Source organism: Comamonas sp. 4034, from assembly GCF_050434545.1.
Classification (GTDB): domain Bacteria; phylum Pseudomonadota; class Gammaproteobacteria; order Burkholderiales; family Burkholderiaceae_C; genus Comamonas; species Comamonas odontotermitis.
In genome coordinates, this window is the sequence record NZ_JBNDIT010000021.1 from 55,525 (window position 1) to 76,468 (window position 20,944).

General features: G+C 62.5%; 19 protein-coding genes. 6 read left to right on the forward strand and 13 right to left on the reverse strand.

Annotated features, from left to right (window positions below):
* Positions 1–140 precede the first annotated feature (140 nt).
* The 6 genes from ABIE32_RS18740 to ABIE32_RS18765 all read left to right on the forward strand — a co-directional run bounded on the left by ABIE32_RS18740 (position 141) and on the right by ABIE32_RS18765 (position 7,756).
* Positions 141–608, forward strand: coding sequence for an acyl-CoA thioesterase (locus ABIE32_RS18740; RefSeq protein WP_224152619.1), 468 nt, complete (start codon positions 141–143; stop codon positions 606–608).
* Between the two features lie 120 nt (positions 609–728).
* Entirely contained in the window at positions 729–1,982 is a 1,254-nt protein-coding gene (pncB, locus tag ABIE32_RS18745) for a nicotinate phosphoribosyltransferase (RefSeq protein WP_429018293.1), read from the forward strand.
* Between the two features lie 155 nt (positions 1,983–2,137).
* Positions 2,138–3,568 carry a sodium:proton antiporter gene (locus ABIE32_RS18750; RefSeq protein ID WP_429018296.1) on the forward strand — a complete coding sequence of 477 codons (1,431 nt, stop codon included), beginning with the start codon at positions 2,138–2,140 and terminating at the stop codon, positions 3,566–3,568.
* A gap of 19 nt (positions 3,569–3,587) precedes the next feature.
* Complete coding sequence (locus ABIE32_RS18755; protein ID WP_429018299.1) at positions 3,588–4,583, forward strand: 2-hydroxyacid dehydrogenase; 996 nt, start codon at positions 3,588–3,590, stop codon at positions 4,581–4,583.
* A gap of 96 nt (positions 4,584–4,679) precedes the next feature.
* Positions 4,680–6,254, forward strand: a complete 1,575-nt coding sequence (gene rmuC / locus ABIE32_RS18760) for a DNA recombination protein RmuC (protein WP_429018301.1) — start codon at positions 4,680–4,682, stop codon at positions 6,252–6,254.
* Positions 6,255–6,490: 236 nt separating this feature from the next.
* Entirely contained in the window at positions 6,491–7,756 is a 1,266-nt protein-coding gene (locus ABIE32_RS18765) for an MFS transporter (RefSeq protein ID WP_429018304.1), read from the forward strand.
* A 95-nt stretch (positions 7,757–7,851) separates the two neighbouring features.
* On the opposite strand, the gene ABIE32_RS18770 is transcribed toward ABIE32_RS18765, so the two are convergent.
* From ABIE32_RS18770 to ABIE32_RS18830, 13 genes are all read right to left on the reverse strand, one after another.
* Entirely contained in the window at positions 7,852–8,715 is an 864-nt protein-coding gene (locus ABIE32_RS18770) for a TIGR00730 family Rossman fold protein (RefSeq protein WP_224152256.1), read from the reverse strand.
* Positions 8,716–8,913: 198 nt separating this feature from the next.
* Positions 8,914–9,297, reverse strand: a complete 384-nt coding sequence (gene crcB / locus ABIE32_RS18775) for a fluoride efflux transporter CrcB (RefSeq protein WP_224152257.1) — start codon at positions 9,295–9,297, stop codon at positions 8,914–8,916.
* Positions 9,298–9,385: 88 nt separating this feature from the next.
* Positions 9,386–11,197, reverse strand: coding sequence for a M14 family zinc carboxypeptidase (locus ABIE32_RS18780; RefSeq protein WP_429018309.1), 1,812 nt, complete (start codon positions 11,195–11,197; stop codon positions 9,386–9,388).
* A 113-nt stretch (positions 11,198–11,310) separates the two neighbouring features.
* Positions 11,311–11,688: a monovalent cation/H(+) antiporter subunit G gene (gene mnhG / locus ABIE32_RS18785; protein WP_224152259.1), complete on the reverse strand. Its 378-nt coding sequence runs from the start codon at positions 11,686–11,688 to the stop codon at positions 11,311–11,313.
* Entirely contained in the window at positions 11,685–11,963 is a 279-nt protein-coding gene (locus ABIE32_RS18790) for a K+/H+ antiporter subunit F (protein ID WP_224152260.1), read from the reverse strand. Before ABIE32_RS18790 ends, mnhG begins: the two co-directional genes overlap by 4 nt.
* Positions 11,960–12,448, reverse strand: coding sequence for a Na+/H+ antiporter subunit E (locus ABIE32_RS18795; RefSeq protein WP_224152261.1), 489 nt, complete (start codon positions 12,446–12,448; stop codon positions 11,960–11,962). Before ABIE32_RS18795 ends, ABIE32_RS18790 begins: the two co-directional genes overlap by 4 nt.
* Positions 12,445–14,211 carry a monovalent cation/H+ antiporter subunit D gene (locus ABIE32_RS18800; RefSeq protein ID WP_429018313.1) on the reverse strand — a complete coding sequence of 589 codons (1,767 nt, stop codon included), beginning with the start codon at positions 14,209–14,211 and terminating at the stop codon, positions 12,445–12,447. The genes ABIE32_RS18795 and ABIE32_RS18800 overlap by 4 nt, the downstream gene beginning before the upstream one ends.
* Complete coding sequence (locus ABIE32_RS18805; RefSeq protein WP_224152263.1) at positions 14,211–14,576, reverse strand: Na+/H+ antiporter subunit C; 366 nt, start codon at positions 14,574–14,576, stop codon at positions 14,211–14,213. Before ABIE32_RS18805 ends, ABIE32_RS18800 begins: the two co-directional genes overlap by 1 nt.
* Positions 14,577–14,587: 11 nt before the next feature.
* Positions 14,588–17,518, reverse strand: coding sequence for a monovalent cation/H+ antiporter subunit A (locus ABIE32_RS18810; protein WP_429018317.1), 2,931 nt, complete (start codon positions 17,516–17,518; stop codon positions 14,588–14,590).
* 134 nt (positions 17,519–17,652) lie between these two features.
* On the reverse strand, positions 17,653–17,961 hold the full coding sequence (locus tag ABIE32_RS18815) for a ComEA family DNA-binding protein (RefSeq protein ID WP_429018319.1): 309 nt from the start codon (positions 17,959–17,961) through the stop codon (positions 17,653–17,655).
* A 73-nt stretch (positions 17,962–18,034) separates the two neighbouring features.
* Positions 18,035–19,201 carry a lipopolysaccharide assembly protein LapB gene (gene lapB, locus ABIE32_RS18820; RefSeq protein WP_377779430.1) on the reverse strand — a complete coding sequence of 389 codons (1,167 nt, stop codon included), beginning with the start codon at positions 19,199–19,201 and terminating at the stop codon, positions 18,035–18,037.
* Complete coding sequence (locus ABIE32_RS18825; protein WP_224152267.1) at positions 19,191–19,508, reverse strand: LapA family protein; 318 nt, start codon at positions 19,506–19,508, stop codon at positions 19,191–19,193. Before ABIE32_RS18825 ends, lapB begins: the two co-directional genes overlap by 11 nt.
* Before the next feature lie 108 nt (positions 19,509–19,616).
* Positions 19,617–20,096, reverse strand: coding sequence for an N-acetyltransferase family protein (locus ABIE32_RS18830; RefSeq protein WP_429018323.1), 480 nt, complete (start codon positions 20,094–20,096; stop codon positions 19,617–19,619).
* Between the last annotated feature and the right edge of the window lie 848 nt (positions 20,097–20,944).

Here is a 20,944-nt window from a genome sequence, read left to right on the forward strand (position 1 = left end):
ATTTGTAGCGCTGCTTTGTTTCAGTGGTGTGGCAAAGCGTGCCTCGTCCAGCGATTCATACCTTGCATGGTGACAGGCCAGCGCCTCTTGTCGCTTTTACAATGCCAGCCGCCTTGAACACATTCCTGAACGGCCATGCCATGAGCAATATGCCAGCCACAGCCGCACCTCAGCGGCCACAGCCGCAGCTGCGCGGCGCCTATGCCCATTTTCAACGCATCACCACACGGTGGTCCGACAACGACGTCTATGGCCATGTCAACAATGTCGTCTATTACAGCTGGTTTGATGCAGCGGTGAATCGCTATCTGATCGAGCAGGGCGCGCTCGATATTCACGCGGGCGGGACGATTGGTCTGGTGATCGAGACCCATTGCAACTACTTTGCGCCGGTGGCCTTTCCGCAGGAGGTGGACGTGGGCATCCGGGTGGCCAGCGTGGGCCGCAGCAGTGTTCGCTACGAGGTGGGTATTTTTGTGGTGGGTGAGGAGGCCAGTGCGGCCTGCGGCCATTTTGTGCATGTGTATGTGGATCGCACCGAACGCAGGCCGGTGGCGCTGCCTGCCGCCTTGCTCCGGGCGGTTACGGCCATTCAACTGCAGGGGTAGCTGCGGCGGCGTGCGCCTGCGCAATCGCCTACACTTGGCAGGTTGCGACCATATGAAAAGGCGCAGGGCATTGAGGCCATTCACCGGCAGCCGGTAGTGAGCGCCCCGCGCAGCCAACCAATGATTATCCAAAGTCTGCTGGACACCGACCTGTACAAGTTCACGATGATGCAGGTGGTGCTGCACCAGTTTCCGGGGGCGCAGGTGGAATACCGGTTCCGCTGCCGCAATCCGGGCGTGCAACTGGCGCCTTATGTGGACGAAATCCGCGCCGAGATCCGTGCCCTGTGCCAGTTGCAGTTCAGTGATGACGAGTTGGCCTACCTGCAGTCGATGCGCTTTCTCAAAAGCGATTTCATCGATTTTCTGCGGCTCTACCAACTGAACGAAAAGTACATCACCGTCAGCCCCAAGCCCAATGGTGAGATCGACATCGCCATTCGCGGCCCCTGGCTGCACACGGTGCTGTTCGAGATTCCGGTGCTGGCCATTGTCAATGAGGTGTATTTTCGCCATACACAGCCCCAGCCGGATTGGGAGGCGGGGCGCCAACGCCTGTCCGCCAAGATTGCCGCCATGCATGCACCGGGGCTGGAGCAGCTCAAGATTGCCGATTACGGCACGCGCCGCCGCTTCAGCCGCCGCTGGCAGGAAGAGGTGCTGCGCTCGCTCGCTGGCGGCCTGGGTGTAGTGACCAAGACGCCGCGCCCCGGAGAACGCCCGGGCCAGCTGGCAGGCACCAGCAACCTGCTGCTGGCCAAGGAGCTGGGGCTCACGCCGCTGGGCACCATGGCGCATGAGTATCTGCAGGCCTGCCAGTCGCTCGGGCCGCGTCTGCGCGAAAGCCAGATCTTTGGCTTTGAGATGTGGGCCAAGGAGTACCGGGGTGACCTGGGTATCGCGCTGTCGGACGTGTATGGCATGGACGCCTTCCTGCGCGACTTCGATCTGTATTTCTGCAAGCTGTTTGATGGCGCGCGCCATGACAGCGGCGATCCGTTCAGCTGGGGCGAGCGCCTGATTGCACATTACAAGCAGCACAAGGTCGACCCGCTCACCAAGATTCTGATCTTTAGCGATGCCCTGACGATTCCACGCACGATCGAGCTGTTCCAGCGCTTTCATGGCCGCTGCCAGCTGGCATTCGGCGTAGGCACCAATCTGACGAACGACCTGGGGTACGAGCCACTGCAGATCGTCATCAAGATGACGGCTTGCAACGGCCAGCCGGTGGCCAAGATTTCGGACGCGCCGGGCAAGGGCATGTGCGACGATGAGAAATACCTGGCCTACCTGCGCCAGGTGTTCAACCTGCCGCCAAACGATAACCAGCCGCCGCAGGGTGTGTCTCCGGCACCTGCCCGGGCGGGCTGAGGGTTGATGAGCTTGGATGAGGGCGGCTCTGCGGGTTTGCCCCTGGCCGCGCAAGCAGGCAGGGGAAGCTGGTTTCATTAGAATCAGCTCTCGGCGCGCGCCCGGTATGCGCTGCCAGCTATTATTTTTATAAGAACGGATGCAAGGAGTTTGGCATGGGACAAGGCACAGGCCTGTGGGGCTGGTGGCGCAGTGCGGTGGTAGCCATCGGGGCGGCTGTACCCGGGCTGGCATCTGCGGCGGGTTTCAACGGAGCGGATCTGTCGGTGGCCTGGGGCATTCCATTCGCGGGCATTTTGCTGTCGATTGCGTTGATGCCGCTGTTTCTGCCGCATTTCTGGCACCACCATTTCGGCAAGGTGGCCGCTGGCTGGGCGCTGGCGTTTCTGCTGCCTTTTGCAGCCGTCTTCGGCGTGGGCGCGGCGGCCGGCAGCCTGGTGCACGCCCTGGTGGCCGAGTACATTCCCTTCGTGATCCTGCTGACGGCGCTGTTCACCGTCTCAGGTGGCATCTATATTCGCGGCAATCTGCATGGCACGCCTGTGCTCAATACCGCCATTCTTGCCATCGGTGCGGTGCTGGCGAGCTTCATGGGCACCACGGGGGCATCGATGCTGCTGATTCGCCCGCTGATCCGGGCCAATGATGCGCGCAAGAGCTGTGCCCATGTGGTGGTGTTCTTCATCTTCATCGTCTCCAATGCGGGGGGCTCGCTCACGCCGCTGGGCGATCCGCCGCTGTTTCTGGGTTTTTTGAAGGGCGTGGACTTTTTCTGGACCGTGCGCCATATCTTTACCGAGACCGTGTTCCTGGTGGGCGCGCTGCTCGTGATCTTCTACGTGCTCGATAGCGCCAGATTCAAGGCCGAAGGGCCGGTGGCCCGGCCTGACCCGACGCCCGATACCGGATCCATCGGCTTTGACGGAAAGATCAATTTCGTGCTGCTCGCCGTCGTGGTCGCTCTGGTGCTGATGAGCGGGTTCTGGAAGTCGGATGTGGGTTTTGCCATTGCAGGCGCCCATGTGGGCCTGCCCGGCCTTGTGCGCGATATTGGCTTGATCGTGGTGGCGGCGCTGTCCTTTGTGCTCACGCCCAAGGTGGTGCACCAGGCCAACCAGTTTGACTGGGGGCCGATGCAGGAGGTAGCCAAGCTGTTTGCCGGCATCTTCCTCACCATCATCCCGGTCATCGCCATGCTGCAGGCGGGCGAGAGCGGGCCGTTTGGCGGTATCGTGCGCGCGGTGACGCGGCCGGACGGTACGCCTGACCCGGCGATGTACTTCTGGGCGACAGGCTTTCTGAGCAGCTTCCTCGACAATGCGCCGACCTACCTGGTGTTCTTCAATACGGCGGGGGGCGACCCTGCCACGCTGATGACGACCATGGGCTCCACCTTGGCGGCCATCTCGGCCGGTGCCGTCTTCATGGGCGCCAATACCTACATCGGCAATGCACCCAACTTGATGGTCAAGGCCATAGCCGAGAGCCGTGGCGTGCGCATGCCCAGCTTTTTTGGCTATATGGCCTGGTCGTGCAGCATTCTGGTGCCGCTTTTCATCGTCATGACATTCATCTGGTTCCGCTGAACCGAGGAGAGATTTGCAGATGTCCCGTCCCAAGATTCTGATTGCCCGAGCCATCTCGCCCGAGGTGGTGGGCACGTTGCAGCAGCACTTTGACGTTACCGCCAACCCGGAGGATGTGGCCTGGTCGGGAGCCGAATTGATTGACAGGCTGCAGGGCATGGATGGCGTGCTGACCACTGGCTCGCAGCGCATCGATGCAGCCTTGCTCGCGGCCTGCCCGCAGCTCAAGATCTGCGCCAACATGGCGGTGGGCTACAACAATTTTGATGTGGCAGCGATGACGGCTGCAGGCGTGCAGGGCACCAACGCGCCCGATGTACTCACCGAAACCACCGCCGATTTCGGCTTTGCGCTCCTGATGGCGACCGCCCGCCGCATCAGCGAGAGCGAGCATTACCTGCGTGCCGGCCTGTGGAAGGACTGGCGCTACGACCTGTTTGCGGGCACCGAGGTGCATGGCTCCACGCTGGGCATTCTCGGCATGGGCCGCATTGGCCAGGCGATTGCCAAACGGGGTGCCTTCGGTTTCGGCATGAAGGTGATCTACCACAACCGCTCGCAGCTCCAGCCTGCGCTGGAGGCCGAATGCAAGGCCCGCTACGTGAGCAAGGAAGAGCTGCTCCAAACCGCCGACCACCTGGTGCTGGTGCTGCCGTATACGCCCGAGGCGCACCACACCATTGGTGCTGCCGAAATCGCGCTGATGAAGCCCACGGCCACGCTCATCAACATTGCGCGCGGCGGTATTGTTGATGACGCAGCGCTGGCCAAGGCACTGGCGGCGCGCCAGATTGCGGCTGCAGGCCTGGATGTGTTCGAGGGCGAGCCCGCCGTGCACCCCGACCTGCTGAAGGTGCCCAACGTGGTGCTGACCCCGCACATTGCCAGCGCCACTGCGCCCACGCGCCTGGCCATGGCGCAACTGGCCGCCGACAACCTGATTGCCTACCTGGGCGGCAAGGCGCCGGTCACGCCGGTCAACCAGCTGGATGCCGCCACCCGCCGCCAAAAGTAACAGTCGCGCCAATTTAGGGTAAAAATAGCTGCTTGCGCTCATGCATCGGGCGCAAGCAGCTATTATTTTTGTAGTTTTGCTCTGCAGGATGCGATTGTGACTCTGGAACTGATTTTGCTTGCGCTTTTGCTGGCGGTGGCGCTCGCCATTGTGCTGATCCTGCTGGTGCGGCGTCCTCGGGTGGATCTGGGCGACCCCTGGGCGCAGCAGCTGGGCCAGCAGGGGCGCGACCTGCAGGCCACGGTGCAGGCGCTGGCCCGCAACGAAGGGGCATTCAGCCATCTGGCGCAGCACCTCAACCTGCAGTTGCGCGAACTGAACCAGGGCAGCCTGGAGGCGATGGGGGAGTTTCGCGAGTCGCTGGAGGCGCGCCTTGCACAAAGCGTAGCCGAATCGCGCCTGGGCCGGCAGGAGCTGCAGCAGGCGCTGGCGGGGTTTGAGGCGCAGCTGGCGCAGCGCCTGGCGCACCTTGATGCGGCAGTGAACCAGCGGCTCTCGGCGCTTGATAGCTCGCTGACCCAGCGCGTGGATGCCCTCACCAGCGCCAACCAGCACAGCCTCTCGGGCCTGAAGGTTGATGTGCAGGCGCACCTCACCGGCCTGCAAGATGGCGTGGGTCGCCAGCTGGCCCAGCTGGCGCAGGGCCACCAGCAGCAGGCCGAGCAGTTGCGTGGCACCCTGAACGAGCGGCTGGCCAGCATCCAGACCGACAATGCCAGCAAGCTGGAGGAGATGCGCAAGACCGTGGACGAAAAGCTGCACGCCACGCTGGAGCAGCGCCTGGGCGAATCCTTCAAGCTGGTGAGTGACCGGCTGGAGCAGGTGCACAAGGGCCTGGGCGAGATGCAGTCTCTGGCCGGCAGTGTGGGAGACCTGAAGCGCGTAATGACCAACGTCAAGACGCGAGGCACCTGGGGAGAGCTGCAACTGGGCATGATCATCGACAACGTGCTCACCGCCGATCAGTACGCCAGGAACGTGAAGACCGTGCCGGGCAGCGACGACATGGTGGAGTTCGCCATCCGCCTGCCGGGCAAGCGCGACGACGCGCCAGTGTGGTTGCCGATCGATTCGAAATACCCGGTGGAGCACTACCAGCGTCTGCTGGATGCGCAGGAGAGCATGGACAAGGCCGCCATCCAGTCGGCCAGCAATGGTTTCGAGACCTCGATCCGCCTGGAGGCGCGCAAGATCCACAGCAAGTATGTGGCGCCGCCTCACACCACCGACTTTGCCGTGCTCTACCTGCCCACCGAAGGCCTTTTTGCCGAGGTGATGCGCCGACCCGGCCTGGTGGAAGCCGTGCAGAACGACTGCCGGGTGATGATTTCCGGCCCGGCCAACCTGGCAGCCATGCTGAGCAGCCTGCAAATGGGCTTCAAGACCCTGGCCATTGAAAAGCGCAGTTCCGAGGTGTGGGCCGTGCTGGGCCAGGTCAAGACCGAATTCAACAAGTTTGGCGAAGCGGTGGAGGCCACGCGCAAATCCATCGACCAGGCGGCCAAGAAGTTCGAACAGGTGGATGTGCGCACGCGGGCCATCAAGCGCAGCCTCTCGGGCGTGCATGAGTTGTCCAATTCCGACACTGCAGGCATTGGCGCAGCCGCCGATGACGGAGGCGACAGCCAGCAAGCCGCGCCGCAGATGACAATGCAGGACAAGTCCGCATGAGCATATCTTTCCGGGCCTCCGGTGGGGGCCTGCGGGAAATGTACCGTGCAGTGTTGCCAAAAAATGAAAGCTGGCAGCGCATACCTGTATTGGTTTTCAGCATCTTTTCTGTCTGAAAACCAATACAGCTGAGCGCAATCAGCTATTTTTTATGCATGGCTGGGTGTCTGCAGCCATCAAGCCGTTGCTGACAGGCCGGCAGAGCGCCGGGGGTGCGGACCAGCCAAGGGGAGTGCGTGAACCGCGAGTTGATACGGCTGATCGTCGGCCAGTTTTTTGTCCATTCCTGCATGACAGGCACGCGGCTGGCCGCCCCATTGCTGGCCTTGCGCGATGGCTACAGCCCCGGCGCCGTGGGTTTTTTGCTCAGCCTGTTTGCGCTGACGCAGGTGTTTCTCTCGTTGCCTGCGGGCCGGTATGCGGACAAGCACGGTTTCATGAAGCCCATGCTGATCGCCATCGGCCTCGCGTTTTCGGGCACGGCCATCGGGGTGGCGTTTCCGCGTTTTGACGTGCTGTGCGTGTCGGCCCTGCTGACGGGGGCGGGCTGCGGTATCTCAATCATCGCGCTGCAGCGCCATGCGGGCCGTGTGGCGCACGAGGCGAGCGAGCTGCGGCAGATCTTCAGCTGGCTGTCGCTCGGGCCTGCGGTGGCCAACTTTTTGGGGCCCATGGTCACGGGGCTGATCATCGACCATTCCACCAGGCAGGCAGGAGACAACCTCTCATACCGCATCGCCTTTGCGGTGCTGGCGCTGTTTTCCGTGGTGGCCTGGTGGTGCGTGCGCGGGGCGCACGACTTGCCGACCGCTGCCCCCAGGAGCGACGGCCAGCCGCACCACGCCTGGGATCTGCTGCGCGAGCAGAGCTTTCGCCGCCTGCTGCTGGTGAACTGGCTGGTGGCCTCCTGCTGGGATGTGCATACCTTCGTGGTGCCGCTTCTGGGCCATGAAAAGGGGTTGTCCGCTTCAGAGATCGGCACGGTGCTGGGGGTGTTTGCCCTGGCTGCCTTTGTCATCCGCGTGCTGCTGCCCAGCATCTCGCGCCACATGCGCGAGATGAGTGTCGTGATGGTAGCCATGCTGCTCACCGCTGCCGTGTTTGCCATCTACCCGCTGATGCCCGGCGCCCTGGCCATGGCGGTGTGCTCGGCGCTCCTGGGTCTTGCGCTGGGCAGCGTGCAGCCCATGGCCATGAGCGTGCTGCACCAGATCACCCCCGAAGAGCGCCATGGCGAGGCCGTGGGCCTGCGGTTGATGCTGATCAACGGATCAAGCGTGTGCATGCCGCTGATGTTTGGCGCGGCGGGCGCGGCCATCGGCGTGGGCGGCGTGTTCTGGGTGATGGGCGCATTGGTGGGGGCGGGCTCGCGCATGGCCTGGGTTCTGGGCCGCACCCCGCTGCCCACGTTCACGCCCATCGAGGCGCAAGCGACGCCACCCCAGGCGCATGCGGCCAGCGATGATGGGGTGACCGATGTGGAGCTCAAGAAACCAAAGTAACTGTAGATATTGTGGCTCCCACAGACGAAAAAGCAGCCGGTTGGCTGCTTTTTGCTGGTTGGATTGGCTTGGGTGGCGAGAAGCCGCCTGACTGTTCAATCCTGGTAGAACGCCTGGATCAGGCGGCAGGCCTCGTGCACATCGTCGGTGATGTGGAACAGCTTGACGTCGTCGGCCGAGATGGTGCCGTACTCGATCATCACATCAAAATTCAGCATGCGGCTCCAGAAATCGGAGCCGAACAGCACGATCGGCACGCCCTTGGCCTTGTGGGTCTGCACCAGCGTCAGCACCTCGAACAGCTCGTCCATGGTGCCAAAGCCGCCAGGAAAGACGACCAGTGCCTTGGCACGCATCATCAGGTGCATCTTGCGCAGCGCAAAGTAGTGGAACTTGAAGCACAGCTCGGGCGTGATGTAGCGGTTGCCCGATTGCTCGTGGGGCAGGGTGATGTTCATGCCCACATTGGGGGCGCGCTCTTCATGGGCGCCGCGGTTGGCGGCTTCCATGATGCCGGGGCCGCCGCCGGTGCAGATGTAGAGGCGGTCTTCGAGCTTCTGCGTTTCGCTGAACTTGGCAACCAGCCGTGCAAAGCGGCGCGCCGCATCGTAGTACCGGCTGGTGGCCATGGCGCGCTGCGCAATGGCGATGGCCTTGGCATCACCCTGGGCCTTGGCAGCCTCCAGCTTTTGCTCGGCCTCTTCGGGCGAAACAAAGCGGGCGCTGCCAAATACCACCACCGTGTTGTTGATGCCCTGTGCGCTCAGTTCCAGATCTGGCTTGAGCATTTCGAGCTGAAAGCGTATGGCGCGGGTCTCGCGGCGGCTGAGGAACTCGGGGTCGGCAAAGGCGAGGCGGTAGGAATCGCGCTTCATCGCGCTATCGTCAGCCGGGTCTTTGCTGAACAGATTCCAGTCATGCGCCATGACTTGTTCATCGAGCTGGGTATTGGCGTCCATGGTGTCTCCCTCTGACTTGGTGCAGGCCGCAGCACAGGCACCGGAGCAATGCTTGAAACAAAAAAGCCATCAACGCAAGATTTTCAAGCGCTGATAGCTACTGAATATATAGCGTTTTGGCAGGTGCCGAACGCGAAAAGTGTCAAAAATGCCTCGGCGCGCCTTCGATGCCCGCAAATGCGACCGGGCAAGGGCCTGTCATCGGCCGGCCCACAGGGCATTGCCGGTCGCCAGGCCCAGTGCGGTCAGCGCGAGCGATCCGAACAGATGCAGACTGCATTGCAGCAGGGCGAGACCGTATCGCTCGGCCTGCAGCATCGACACCGTCTCTGCCGAAAAGCTGGAAAAGGTGGTGAGCGCACCCAGAAAGCCCGTGATCAGCACCAGTCGCCAGACGGGATCGATGCCCGGCATGTTCTGGAACAGTGCCACCAGCAGGCCAATGGTGTAGCCGCCCACCAGATTGGCGGCCAGCGTGCCCCAGGGCAGCAAGGCATGCGGCTGGTTGAACCAGCGACCCAGTTGCCAGCGCGCAAGAGCGCCGAGGGCGGCGCCGACGGAGATACCCAGGATGTTCCACATGGTGTTTTTTCAGCGAGGCAGCAACAATGGTCTTGATCATACAGCCAAAGAATCCGCTGCTTGACGCAGACGGAGCATGCGCTGCTTGCTATCTATTTTGCATGATTTCCTGCCATGCCGCATAGGCGGCCAGCACCGCAGCCTGCTGGGCGGTGTGCGCCAGGCGGAAGTCATCGCCAATGACGGTCTGGTCCGGAAACTCGGTGATCAGGGTGACCGGCGCGGGCGACGCTGCATGGGCGCTGATGGTGCAGGGCGTGCCATGGCGCAATGTGAAAGGCTGCAGCCCGGAGTGCTGCTGGTAGTGGTGCAGCTGGCGCGCGTTGTAGGCCGAAAGGCCCGGCACCTGGGTGAGGGCGAGGGCCACCTGCTCGGCCAGCGCAACGGCTGCGTCCTCCCAGCCATCGTGGTAGCGCAGGATCAGAAAAAAGCCCTTGGGCACGGTCCACAGGTCAAAGCCCTGCGGTATGTAGCCGGTGAGCGGACGTGTCCATTCGTGTGCGGGATAGCCGTGCAGGCTCAGGTGGAGCTGCGCCCCGCTGCCCGCCAGCGCATCGCGGCGCACGGCGCTTTCGTACCAGGGCGCAGAGTCGCGGTATTCCAGGTCGTCGCCCAGCGCCGTGTAGCGTGCGGCGTGGTGCATCTGCTCGGGCGCGTAGCTGCGGTACCACTCGTGCAAGGCGTAGCCATCGGGGTTTTCGACGGGGATGTAGGCAAAGTGGCTGTCAGGCCGGGCTGCCAGCGCCAGTGCGCCACGCAGCGCACCGTGGGTGCCGGAGATCTCGTTGGCATGCTGGCCGCCGCTCAGCAGCACGGCGTGGTTGCTTCCCTTTTTGTAGGTGGCAGCAATCGTGCGGCCTTGCACGCTGCGCCCTTGCCAGGCGGTGCCATAGGTGTCGAACAAGGGCTGCGTCAGCTCGGCAATCTGCGCCAGGCTCGGGGCTTGTTCCAGTGCAGCCGCAGCCTGGGCGGCCGCTTCTGCGCCTGCAAACGCAGCGGCGCGCTGGCCCAGCGGCTCAGGCAGCGGGAGGGCCTGGCTTTCAATGCGTACCGAGACATGCTGCAGCGCCAAGGGATCGGAGCCGGTTGCCATGCGGATATCGGGCACCATCTGCCCGGGCTGCAGACGCCGGTCACCGGCCGGGCGGCCCGACAGGTGCTGAAAATGCTCCAGCAGCGAGAAATACAGCTCCTCGTGCATGGCCTCGGGCGTGCTCATCACTTCGCCCGTGCCGGTGATGGGTTGCTCAAAGCCTGGCAGCTCCATGTGGATGTGCAGGCGGCCGAAGTAGGGCTCCCCAGCAGGCCAGGGTTGCTGGCGAATGCATTGCATGGCCTGCTGGTAGGCCAGCTCGTAGTCGGTGGAGAGCGGCGCATCGTGCATGAAGGCGCCTTGCGAATCCTGCGATCGCTCCCAGCCGCACGGGGTGATGCCGTGCCCGCCATGTGCGGTCTCGAAACGGCGGTTGGGGGCAAACACATGCATCTGCTGGTGACGGCCACCCCGGTAATGCAGGTGCAGGCTGTAATGGTCGTCGCCGCTGCCATGGGTGTTGGCCTGCATCTTCAGATCGATGTGCGAGAGCATGGCAGCCAGCGGATAGGCTTCCAGCAAAAAGCGATTGTTGGCAGCATCGGCATGCACGGGGTAGTGCAGTTCCACAGCGCGCAGGCCATCCATCTGCACTTCTTCCAGCAGCGCGTGTACCAGGGGCTTGTAGCTGCTGCGGATGCGGGCACGGATGCCCTGGGCAGCGAGTTGCTGCTCGGCGGCACGGCGCGCCTGAACGCCTTCAAAGCACCAGAGCTGCCAGAAAACGTCGGGCTGCGGGTCGGCGAGGCGCTCCTGAACCCACTGGGTGAGCGTGCGATCGATGGTGCTGGAGAGCAGAATGGTCATGGCGGGGAGAGAAGAATGGATTCTTGCAATCCATCAGCATAGGGCAAGCGCAGTGCCCTTGCTGTCTCCCCGGCACATATTTGCAGTGCGGATTTCAGAACGTGTTTACGTTCTCAGGCGTCGTTGGTATCGGGGTCGGCAGCAACGATGCGGCTCACGCTCGCGGGCACATCCTTGCCCATGCGTCGGTCGCGGAACAACGCGGCACGCATCAGGAAGATGGTGGTGACGGGCACCGTGACCGCAATGAACACCGCAATCAGCAGGGCGTGCAGCGCGGTGGCATGGCTTTGCAGGGTGACATGGATGATCGAGCCCCAGACGATGCACCAGCAGCCCGCAGTGGCAATGATGGCAGGCGAGTGCACCCGCTCGTAGTAGCTGGGCAGGCGGAACAGGCCCAGAGCCCCGGCCAGCGCGATCAGCGCCCCGGTCAGCACCAGCACGGACACCACGATCTGTGCCCAGATGGGCAGGTCGATTTCGGTCATTCGATCACCTCGCCGCGCAACAGGAATTTGGCCATGGCAGTGGAGCTGACGAAACCGAACAGGGCAATCAGCAGGGCTGCTTCAAAATAGTTGACCGAGGCATAGTGGATGCCCAGCACCAGCATGACCAGCATGCCGATGAGGTACATGCAATCGAGCGCCAGAACACGGTCCTGCGCCTGCGGGCCCTTGAGCAGGCGGATCATGGCAAACAGCATGGCCAGCAGCAGGATGAACAGGGCTGCCGGCATGGTCCAGGCAAGAATGGTGTTCATTCGAAAATCTCCATGAGTGGCCGTTCATAGCAGGCCTTGATGTGGTCGATGATGCCTTGCGGATCGTCGGCCTCCAGCACGTGCAGCAGCAGGATCGAGCGGTCGCGCGAGACCTCGGCCCATGCCGTGCCCGGGGTGATGCAGACAATCATGGCCAGCACGGCAAGGCCGTTGGGATCGCGCAGCTGCAGGGGCACATGCACAAACCCTGCAGGCTTTTTGCGGCTGCCGGGCATCAGCAGCAGGCGCAGCACCGCCAGGTTGGAGCTGAGCGAATCGCGGGCAACGCGCAGCCCCAGGCGAATGATGGTCCAGGGCTTCTTGATGCTGACCTGGCGCGGGCGCAGACCTTGCGTAAGCATCGGAATCAGCCAGCCAAACAGTACCCCGAGAATGATCTGTCCGGCGCTGGCGCTGCGGTTGAGCAGCAGCCACACCAGGCACAGAAACACGGACAGAAGCGGCGCGGGAAAAAGGCGTTTCATGGCGCAGAACCTCCGGAGGTGGGTGCATCAGGCACAGGCATGGCGCCAGGGAGGGCGTCTGGCTCCGCCGGAAGGTGCGAAGGGGCAGCGCTGGGCGAAGGCAGCGGATCCTTGTCCAGCACCGAGCGCATATAGTTGCCCGGAGAGTGGAGGTTGTTGGCAGCGCGCTGCGTATAGCGCATCACGTCTCCTGCGTAGACCACCATCAGCACGGTGCAGCCCAGCAACAGACCAATGGGCAGGCCTTCGATCACCTTGAGCTTGGGTGGCTTGCGGCTGATGCTGGACCAGAACTCACGAATGCCGATGCGCACCAGCGCCGTGAGGGCCATCAGGCCGGTGCCGATGAGCGCCGCCATGAACAGGCCTCCGAGCCAGCCGATCTTGTTGCCTGCCGATGAGCCCAGGCCCAGGGGGTTGAGCAGCGCGTCGAGCATGGCAAACTTGCCGACAAAGCCCGACAGCGGCGGCAGGCCCGAGATCACCAGGGTGCAGACCACGAACGACAGGCCCAGGAATGCCATGGAGGCGGGAATCACCCGGCCGATCAGCACTTCCTCGTCCTCATCCAGATTCAATCCTTCACGCGGCAGCAGCTCGGGGGTGAGAAAGGGGGCTTCTTCATCGTCAAACCGCACCACATCGCTGCCCTCGGTGCGCCAGCGGTCGATCAGGTCTGCCAGCAGGAAGAGCACGGCGACGGCGAGCGTCGAGCTGGGCAGGTAGTACAGCAGTGCAGCGGTCATCAGGTTCTGCCCGAAGCCCGTTGCGGCAAGCAGGGTGCCGGCCGACAGAATGGCCGCGTAGCCGGCCACATAGCCAAGCCGCTGTGTGCCCAGCATGGCAACACCTGCATAGCCCATGGTGGCCAGGCCTCCCAGAATCAGCCAGGCGCTGCCAAAGTAAGCGGATGGCCCGGCTTCGGTGCTGAACATCAAGGTCCACAGACGCAGGATGGTGTAGATGCCCACCTTGGTCATCAGTGCAAAGATGGCGCCTACCGGTGCGGTGGCCGCGCCATAGGCGGGCACGAGCCAAAAGTTGAGCGGCCAGACGGCGGCCTTGATCAGGAACGCCGTGGCCAGAATGCCGGCTGCGGTATGGAGCAGGCCCCGGTCAGCGCCGGAAACACTGGGAATGATGCGTGCCAGATCGGCCATGTTCAGCGTGCCGGTGATGCCGTAGAGCATGGACACGCCGATCAGGAAGAGCGAGGATGCTGCCAGATTGATGGCGATATAGTGCAGGCCGTGCTGCACGCGCGCCTTGCCCGAGCCATGCAGCAGCAGGCCGTAGGATGCCGCGAGCATGATCTCGAAGAACACGAACAGGTTGAACAGGTCGCCCGTGAGAAAGGCCCCTGCCAGCCCCATGAGCTGGAACTGGAACAGCACATGGAAGTGCACGCCCGCGCGGTGCCAGCGGGCACCCGAATAGATCACGGCGCAGGTGGCCACCACACTGGTGGTCAGCAGCATCAGCGCGGACAGCCGGTCGAGAACCAGCACGATGCCGAAAGGCGCGGCCCAATTGCCGGCCAGGTAGACGCTCATCGTGTTGGCAACGCCTTCCTGGTTGCTCCATTTGACCAGGGCGATGGCAATCGCCAGGCCCAGGGTGCAGGAGGTGATGTTCATGAGCAGCTTGATGCGCTGGTGCTGCTCGCTCAAGGTCAGCATCAACGCTGCCGTCAGCATGGGCAGCAGGATGGGGACCAGCAGCAGGTGCGGCATCAGACGTTCGGTCAACGCAAGCAACGACATCAATGCATCTCCTGCACGTCGTTGGAATTCGAGCCGTCCACATGGTCGGTGCCACTCATTCCGCGCGATGCCAGCAGCACCACCAGGAAGAGCGCCGTCATCGCAAAACCGATGACGATGGCCGTCAGTACCAGGGCCTGCGGCATGGGGTCGGCGTAATGCATCAGGTCGGTGGGGACACCGGGCTGGAGAATGGGCTCACGGTCCACGGCCAGGCCCACGCGGCCCATGCTGAAAATGAACAGGTTGACGGCATACGACAGCAGCAGCAATCCCATGATGATCTGGAATGTGCGCGGGCGCAGCAACAGCCAGACGCCGGAGCCGGTCAGCACGCCAATGGCAATGGCAAGAACGATTTCCATCGGTCGCTTCCTTATGGTTGTTGTGCCGCGGCGTCTGCATCACGCTCGCCCTGCTGGCGTTCGTGGTAGCGGAAGCCCCGTACCGATTGGTGAGCAATACCGGTGAGCAGCAGCATGGTGGAGCCCACCACCAGCGAGAACACGCCAATATCAAAGAACAGGGCACTGGCGACATGGATATCGCCGACCACAGGCAAGGTGAGGTGTGCGGTATGGCTGGTGAGGAAGGGGTAGCCGAAATACCAGCTGCCCACCCCGGTGCCCAGCGCAAACAGCAGGCCGGCTGCAATCCACCGCCGTGGGTAAATCGGCATGTGCGATTCCACCCAGTGCGTGCCCGAGATGATGTATTGCAGCAGCAGGCCGATGGACAGCGTGAGGCCTGCAACGAAGCCGCCTCCGGGCTCGTTGTGGCCGCGCATGAAGAGGTACATGGACACCACGGCGGCAAAGGGCAGCAGCAGGCGCACCAGCACGGCGGGCACCATCAGGTAGCCGATGGCAGTGTCGGTTGCAGTGCGCGGGTTCAGCAGGTCGGTGTGCAGGTCGGCAGGCAGGAAACGCTGCTGCTCGGGTACATCCATGGCTTCGGGCGCCGGGCGGAAGCGCCGCAGCAGCGCATACACGGTCAGGGCAACAATGCTCAGCACCACGATTTCGCCAAAGGTGTCAAAACCCCGGAAATCCACCAGCATCACGTTGACCACATTGGAGCCGCCCCCCTCGGTGAGGGCGCGTTCGAGGAAGAATCTGGACGTGCTCTCGGGGAATGGGCGGCTCATCATCGCAAACGAGAGCCAGGCCATACCGCCGCCCGCCAGAATGGCGATCAGCATGTCGCGCCAACGGCGCATTGTCACCATGGCCCCTTGCTGGGATACCTTTTTCAGACGCTTGTCACGCTTGGGCAGCCAGCGCAGGCCCAGCAGCAACAATACCGTGGTGACCACTTCGACGACCAGCTGCGTCAAGGCCAGGTCGGGCGCAGAGAACCACAGGAAGGTCAGGCAGGTTGCAAGGCCTGCACCCCCCAGGGTGACCAGCGCCGCCAGGCGGTGGTATTTGACCAGGAACGCCGCCGACAGCGAGCAGCTGATGCCGATCACCCACAGCAGCACGAATGATGGAGACAGGGGCTGGGATGCGCGGTTGCCCAATTGCAAGCCGTGGATCAGCAGGGGCAGGGTGGCAGTGATCAGCGCCGCCAGCACCAGCCACAGCGCCTGCCATTGCCAGCGCCGTGTACCCAGCAATCGGCGCAGGTTGCGCGCCATGTTGGTGATGAGTGCCATCACCCCCAGGAAAACGCGCTGGCCATTGAACCAGCTGGCAACCGGCGCATGGTCCACATAGTTTTTCGCACGCAACTGGCGCAGCAGTAGGTAAAGCAGAATGCCTGCCAGCATGGCGACGACGCTCATCACCAATGGGGCGTTCACACCATGCCAGACGGCCAGACTGAATTCCGGCAAGGTGCCGCCCACCACCGGCAGCGCTGCCGCATCCAGATAGCGGCCGACAGCCCAGGCCGGAAAAATGCCGACCAGCATACAGATCAGGACCAGCAATTCGATGGGCACACGCATCCAGTGGGGTGGCTCGTGTGGCGTGTGCGGCAGGTCGGTGGCCGGTGGGCCAAAAAATACATCGACCGTGAATCGCAGCGAATAGGCGACGCTGAAAACACCGGCCAGCGTTGCTGCCACGGGCAAGGCGGTCTGCAGGAATGGCGTGGTGTTGATGTACACCGTCTCTGCAAAGAACATTTCCTTGGACAGAAAGCCGTTGAGCAGCGGCACGCCAGCCATGGCCGCACTGGCCACCATGGCCAGCGTGGCGGTGATAGGCATCATCTTGCGCAGGCCAGAGAGGCGCCGGATGTCCCGGGTACCCGATTCATGGTCGACAATGCCCACCGCCATGAAGAGCGAGGCCTTGAAGGTCGCATGGTTCATGATGTGAAAAACTGCCGCCACGGCTGCCAGCGGGCTGTTCAGCCCCAGCAGCAGCGTGATGAGGCCCAGGTGCGACAGGGTTGAATACGCCAGCAGCGCCTTCATGTCGTGCTGGAACATGGCGATATAGCCGCCCAGCAGCAAGGTGGCAGCACCTGCGCCGCCGACCAGCCAGAACCATTCCTCGGTGCCGCTCAAGGCTGGCCACAGGCGTGCCAGCAAAAACACGCCCGCCTTGACCATGGTGGCCGAATGCAGGTAGGCGGAGACTGGCGTCGGCGCTGCCATGGCGCGTGGAAGCCAGAAATGGAACGGAAACTGCGCGCTCTTGGTCAGTGCCCCCAGAAGAATCAGCACCAGGGTAGGTGTATACAGGTCATGGGCGCGGATCTGATCGCCCGCAGCCAGAACATTGTCCAGTTCATAGCTGCCGACGATGTGCCCCAGCAGCAAGACGCCTGCCAGCAGACACAAGCCGCCCGTGCCGGTGACGGTGAGCGCCATGCGCGCGCCCAGGCGGGCGTCCTTGCGGTGGTGCCAGTAGCCGATCAGCAGGAACGAGAAAAGGCTTGTCAGCTCCCAGAAGAAGACCAGTTGAATCAGGTTGCCCGACAGCACCACGCCCATCATCGATCCCATGAAGGCGAGGAAGAACGAGAAAAACCGTGGCACGGGATCGGCCTGCGACATGTAATAGCGCGCGTACAGCACCACCAGTGAACCGATGCCCAGCACCAGGATGGAGAACATCCAGGCAAAGCCATCCATGCGGAAATGCAGGTCCAGCCCCAACTGACCCAGCCACGCCACGTTTTGGTGGACGACCCCGTTGTTCTGCGTCTCCGGAAAGAGCAGTGCCACCTGAACAGCACAGAAAACGCTGATCGCCCCGGCCAGCGTGGATTCGGTATTGCGGGCGTTGGCTGGCAGCAGCGCTGCAATTGCGCTGCCGATGAAGGGGAGAAGGATCAGGTAAGAGAGTGCCATTTTTTGTAAATTCTACAAGCCAGCTCATCTTTTACTGCTACGAAAACCCGAGCAAATTCAGGATATTGCCTCGCGCTATCTGATAGCAAATATCCTATGTGTGCGTCTGCAAACACGGCAGCAAAGGCCCTTGCTTATTGTGCAGTGCGAGAAGCCGAGGGAAGCGGAGGTTCGGGCGTCGCAAAGCTTTTCCCATTCACCGTCAACCCGCGCTGCGACAGTTGTGCCGCCTTTTTTTGCCCGATACCGGAGACGCGCAGCATCAGGTCTGCCCAATCCGTGAACGGCCCCCTCTGGCGGGCCTGCAGAATGCGGCCCGAGGTGGCGGGGCCGATGCCATGGATGCCGTCCAGCTGGGCTTCGGTGGCCACATTGGCCTCCACGTGAGCCCATGCCAGCTGGGTGCACATGGCCAAACCGACGAGACTCCAACGCCATTGCATAGAACCTCCTGCATCCCGACGAACGCCGGGGTCGAGATCCGATGCTAGCAGAGCTTCTGTCAGTTCAGCGGGCTTACTGCTCTTCGACGCGGCGTGGCGGGTAGCTGTCCCACGACTGGCAGCCCGGGCATTGCCAGAAGTGTTGACGTGCCTCAAAGCCACAGGCAGCGCAGCGGTAGCGTGTCAATGGCTTGGCGGCAGTATCCAGTGCGCGCTGAATGGCGGGGTGGTGCTCTTCGTGAGACAGGGTTTCTTCTGCCAGCCAGCGACCGGCTGCGACGAGTGAAGGTTCGTGGGCCAGATGCTCGATGTACCACTCGCGGCCCAGGGGCGGTATGGCGGCAGGCACCATGCCCAACTCGTCCATCTGAACCAGGCTCTGCATCACGTCCAGCGAAGGATCGCTGGCGTAATTGGCCCGCAGCAGGTTGCGCACCTCGGCCTTGCGATCATCGGTCTTGGCCAGTTCCACCATCAGGGGGGCGACCAGCGGCACGGAGGAGGGTGAGACGGCAGCCAACTCCAGCAGGGTGCTCAGCGCGGAGGCGGGCTCGCCATGCTTGTGCTGCAACTGGGCGAGTTCAATGCGCGGCCGTGGCGCGCGTGGCGCTTCGGACTGGGCTTCGTGCAGCAGCGCACGGGCGGCATCCAGCTTGCCTTGCGCCTGCTGGGCCACGGCCTGCTCGCACAGATAGTGGGCAATGCGCACACTGTAGTCGCCCTGGCCGTTGGATTGCATCTGGCGTGCAATCTGTACAGCCTGCGGCCAGTCGTGGGCGCGTTCGTAGATGGCAAGGCGTGAGAGGCGCGCCTCGTTTTCGTACGGGGTATCGTCCAGGCGCGCCAGGGCATCTTCGGCACGGTCGAGCAGGCCGGCCTTCAAAAAATCGAGCGCCAGTGCGTGCTGCGCACGGTCGCGCTCGGCCTTGCCGATGTCGGCGCGCTGCAGCAGATGCTCGTGCACGCGCACAGCCCGGCTGTACTCGCCACGGCGTCGAAACAGGTTACCTAGTGCGAAATGCAGCTCGGCCGTGTCCGGATCGTTCTGCACGGCTTCGATGAAGGCGTCAATGGCCTTGTCCTGCTGCTCGTTGAGCAGAAAATTCAGGCCTTTGAAATAGGCCTTGGGGGCGCTGCGGTTTTCGCGGCGGATCTGGCGCAGGTCGAAGCGGGAGGCCAACCAGCCCAGCACAAAGGCAGCCGGAAAGCCCAGCAGAATCCAGGAGATATCAAATTCCATGAGGAGGCAGCGGTTCGGCCTTGAAAGAGGCGTCGGTCACATTGGCGGCGGGGACTGCGGGTGGCTCGGCCGCTGGAGGTACGGCAGCGCGCTGCGCAGCCTTGCGATGCTTCCACCAACGCGGCACCATGCCGACGATGCCCACGATCACGCCCGCGCTGAAAGCCAGCAGCACCACAAGCACGAGAGGCGCCTGCCACTGGGTGCCAAAGAAAAAGTGCACCAATACATCGCGCTGGTTATTGAGCGCAAAGGCAAACAGCGTGAAGAAAATGACTGCCTTGAGCAGCCACAGCAGGTATTTCATAGAGGGTGCAGAAAGGGCCTGGTGCCATTCTACGTTCAATCACGGGGCTGGCTGCGCGACCACCATCTCTGTGCGTCTGCCTGGCAGGCTCATGCGGAGCCGGTGGATCTATGCCGATGTGAGCTGCTTGGCCATCTGCACGGTGGTCAGGCCGCTGTGCCACTCCTCATCGGGGCAGAAGCCGGTTTCCTGGTAGCCATGGCTCCCGTAGAACCCGCGTGCCTGCAGGTTGAAGGTGTCTGTCTCCAGGCGCGACTGTGCATGGCCCGCCGCCACCATGGCCGCTTCGGCATACCGCAGCAACTGGCCGCCTATGCCTTGCCCTTGATAGCGGGGCGACACATGCAGGGCATCGATGAAATCGCGGCTCCAGTCAATGACGCCTGCGATCTCGGCGCCAGACACGGCCACATGCATGGCACAAAGGCGTTCGCCCACATAGCGCAGGGTGCTGCCAGAGCTTTCGAAGCGTGCAATGGCGGCCGGGGTCAGTACCGGCTTCCAGGTGGCTTCATAGGTTTGCCCAAGAATCCGCACGATAGCATCTGCGTCGCCCGGCAAGGCTGGCCGAATGGTGATGGTAGACATGGTTGGCAATCCAGCGGTGTTTGTGCTCCTAGTTGGAGGCTGGAGCTGGAAGGGAGCACAAGCCCTTGGGCGGGCTGAAGCTCCTCAATGCAAGGAGCTTTTGGAATGAGAGGTGACGAGCCTTACCCCCGGCACTGGATCCACAGTTAGGGCTGCTTGGTTCCCCACCTGACCCGGTTGGCTGCTTCCCTCTGCTCGCTAGCGCTCGCTATGCGAGAAAGGGTGCCCGTCGGTGTCTATTGGGAGCCTGAAAACCCGCCGAATGCATGGTCTGACTCATCGTCTTTTTAGACCAAAGTGACACACAGAAGTGTCACACGGAATGGAGTGATTCTAGCAACGGATTTGAATGCCGCAAACGAGCTTTTGCGTTAGTGTTGAAATCGGGTCAGTGCATCTGGTGATGTATAGAAAGTGGCAGTTTGCTATGCAGGTTGATGCGGCTTCGAGAAAATGTGTATAGATATTTCGCTTTTCTATACACAATCGATGTTGATTGGGTATTTGTATTAAAATGTTTCTCGATCTATTGTTGTCTCAGCTGCGCCCTCAGCGGGCACTGTGAGTTGACCCTGGGTTCCAAGTGGGCTGCCGCTCTATCCTCCTGATGGATAGGAGCCATGGCAGGTACGTGACCAGCTATGGTCAAGCCGGTGGACTGCCACAAATGCAAGCCCTGTCCTCTAAGAGGCCTCGGAAACTGAAGCCTCAATTTCAGCGAGTGCCGCTTGCGCTTGGTCCTGAGCCTTGTACGCGGCCTTGTTGCATAAATCGGTTTGGGACTGAGTCTCCCCAAACCCCAGACGTAGTTATGCCACGGCCACCGTTTGGGGCGTGCCCAGCTCGGT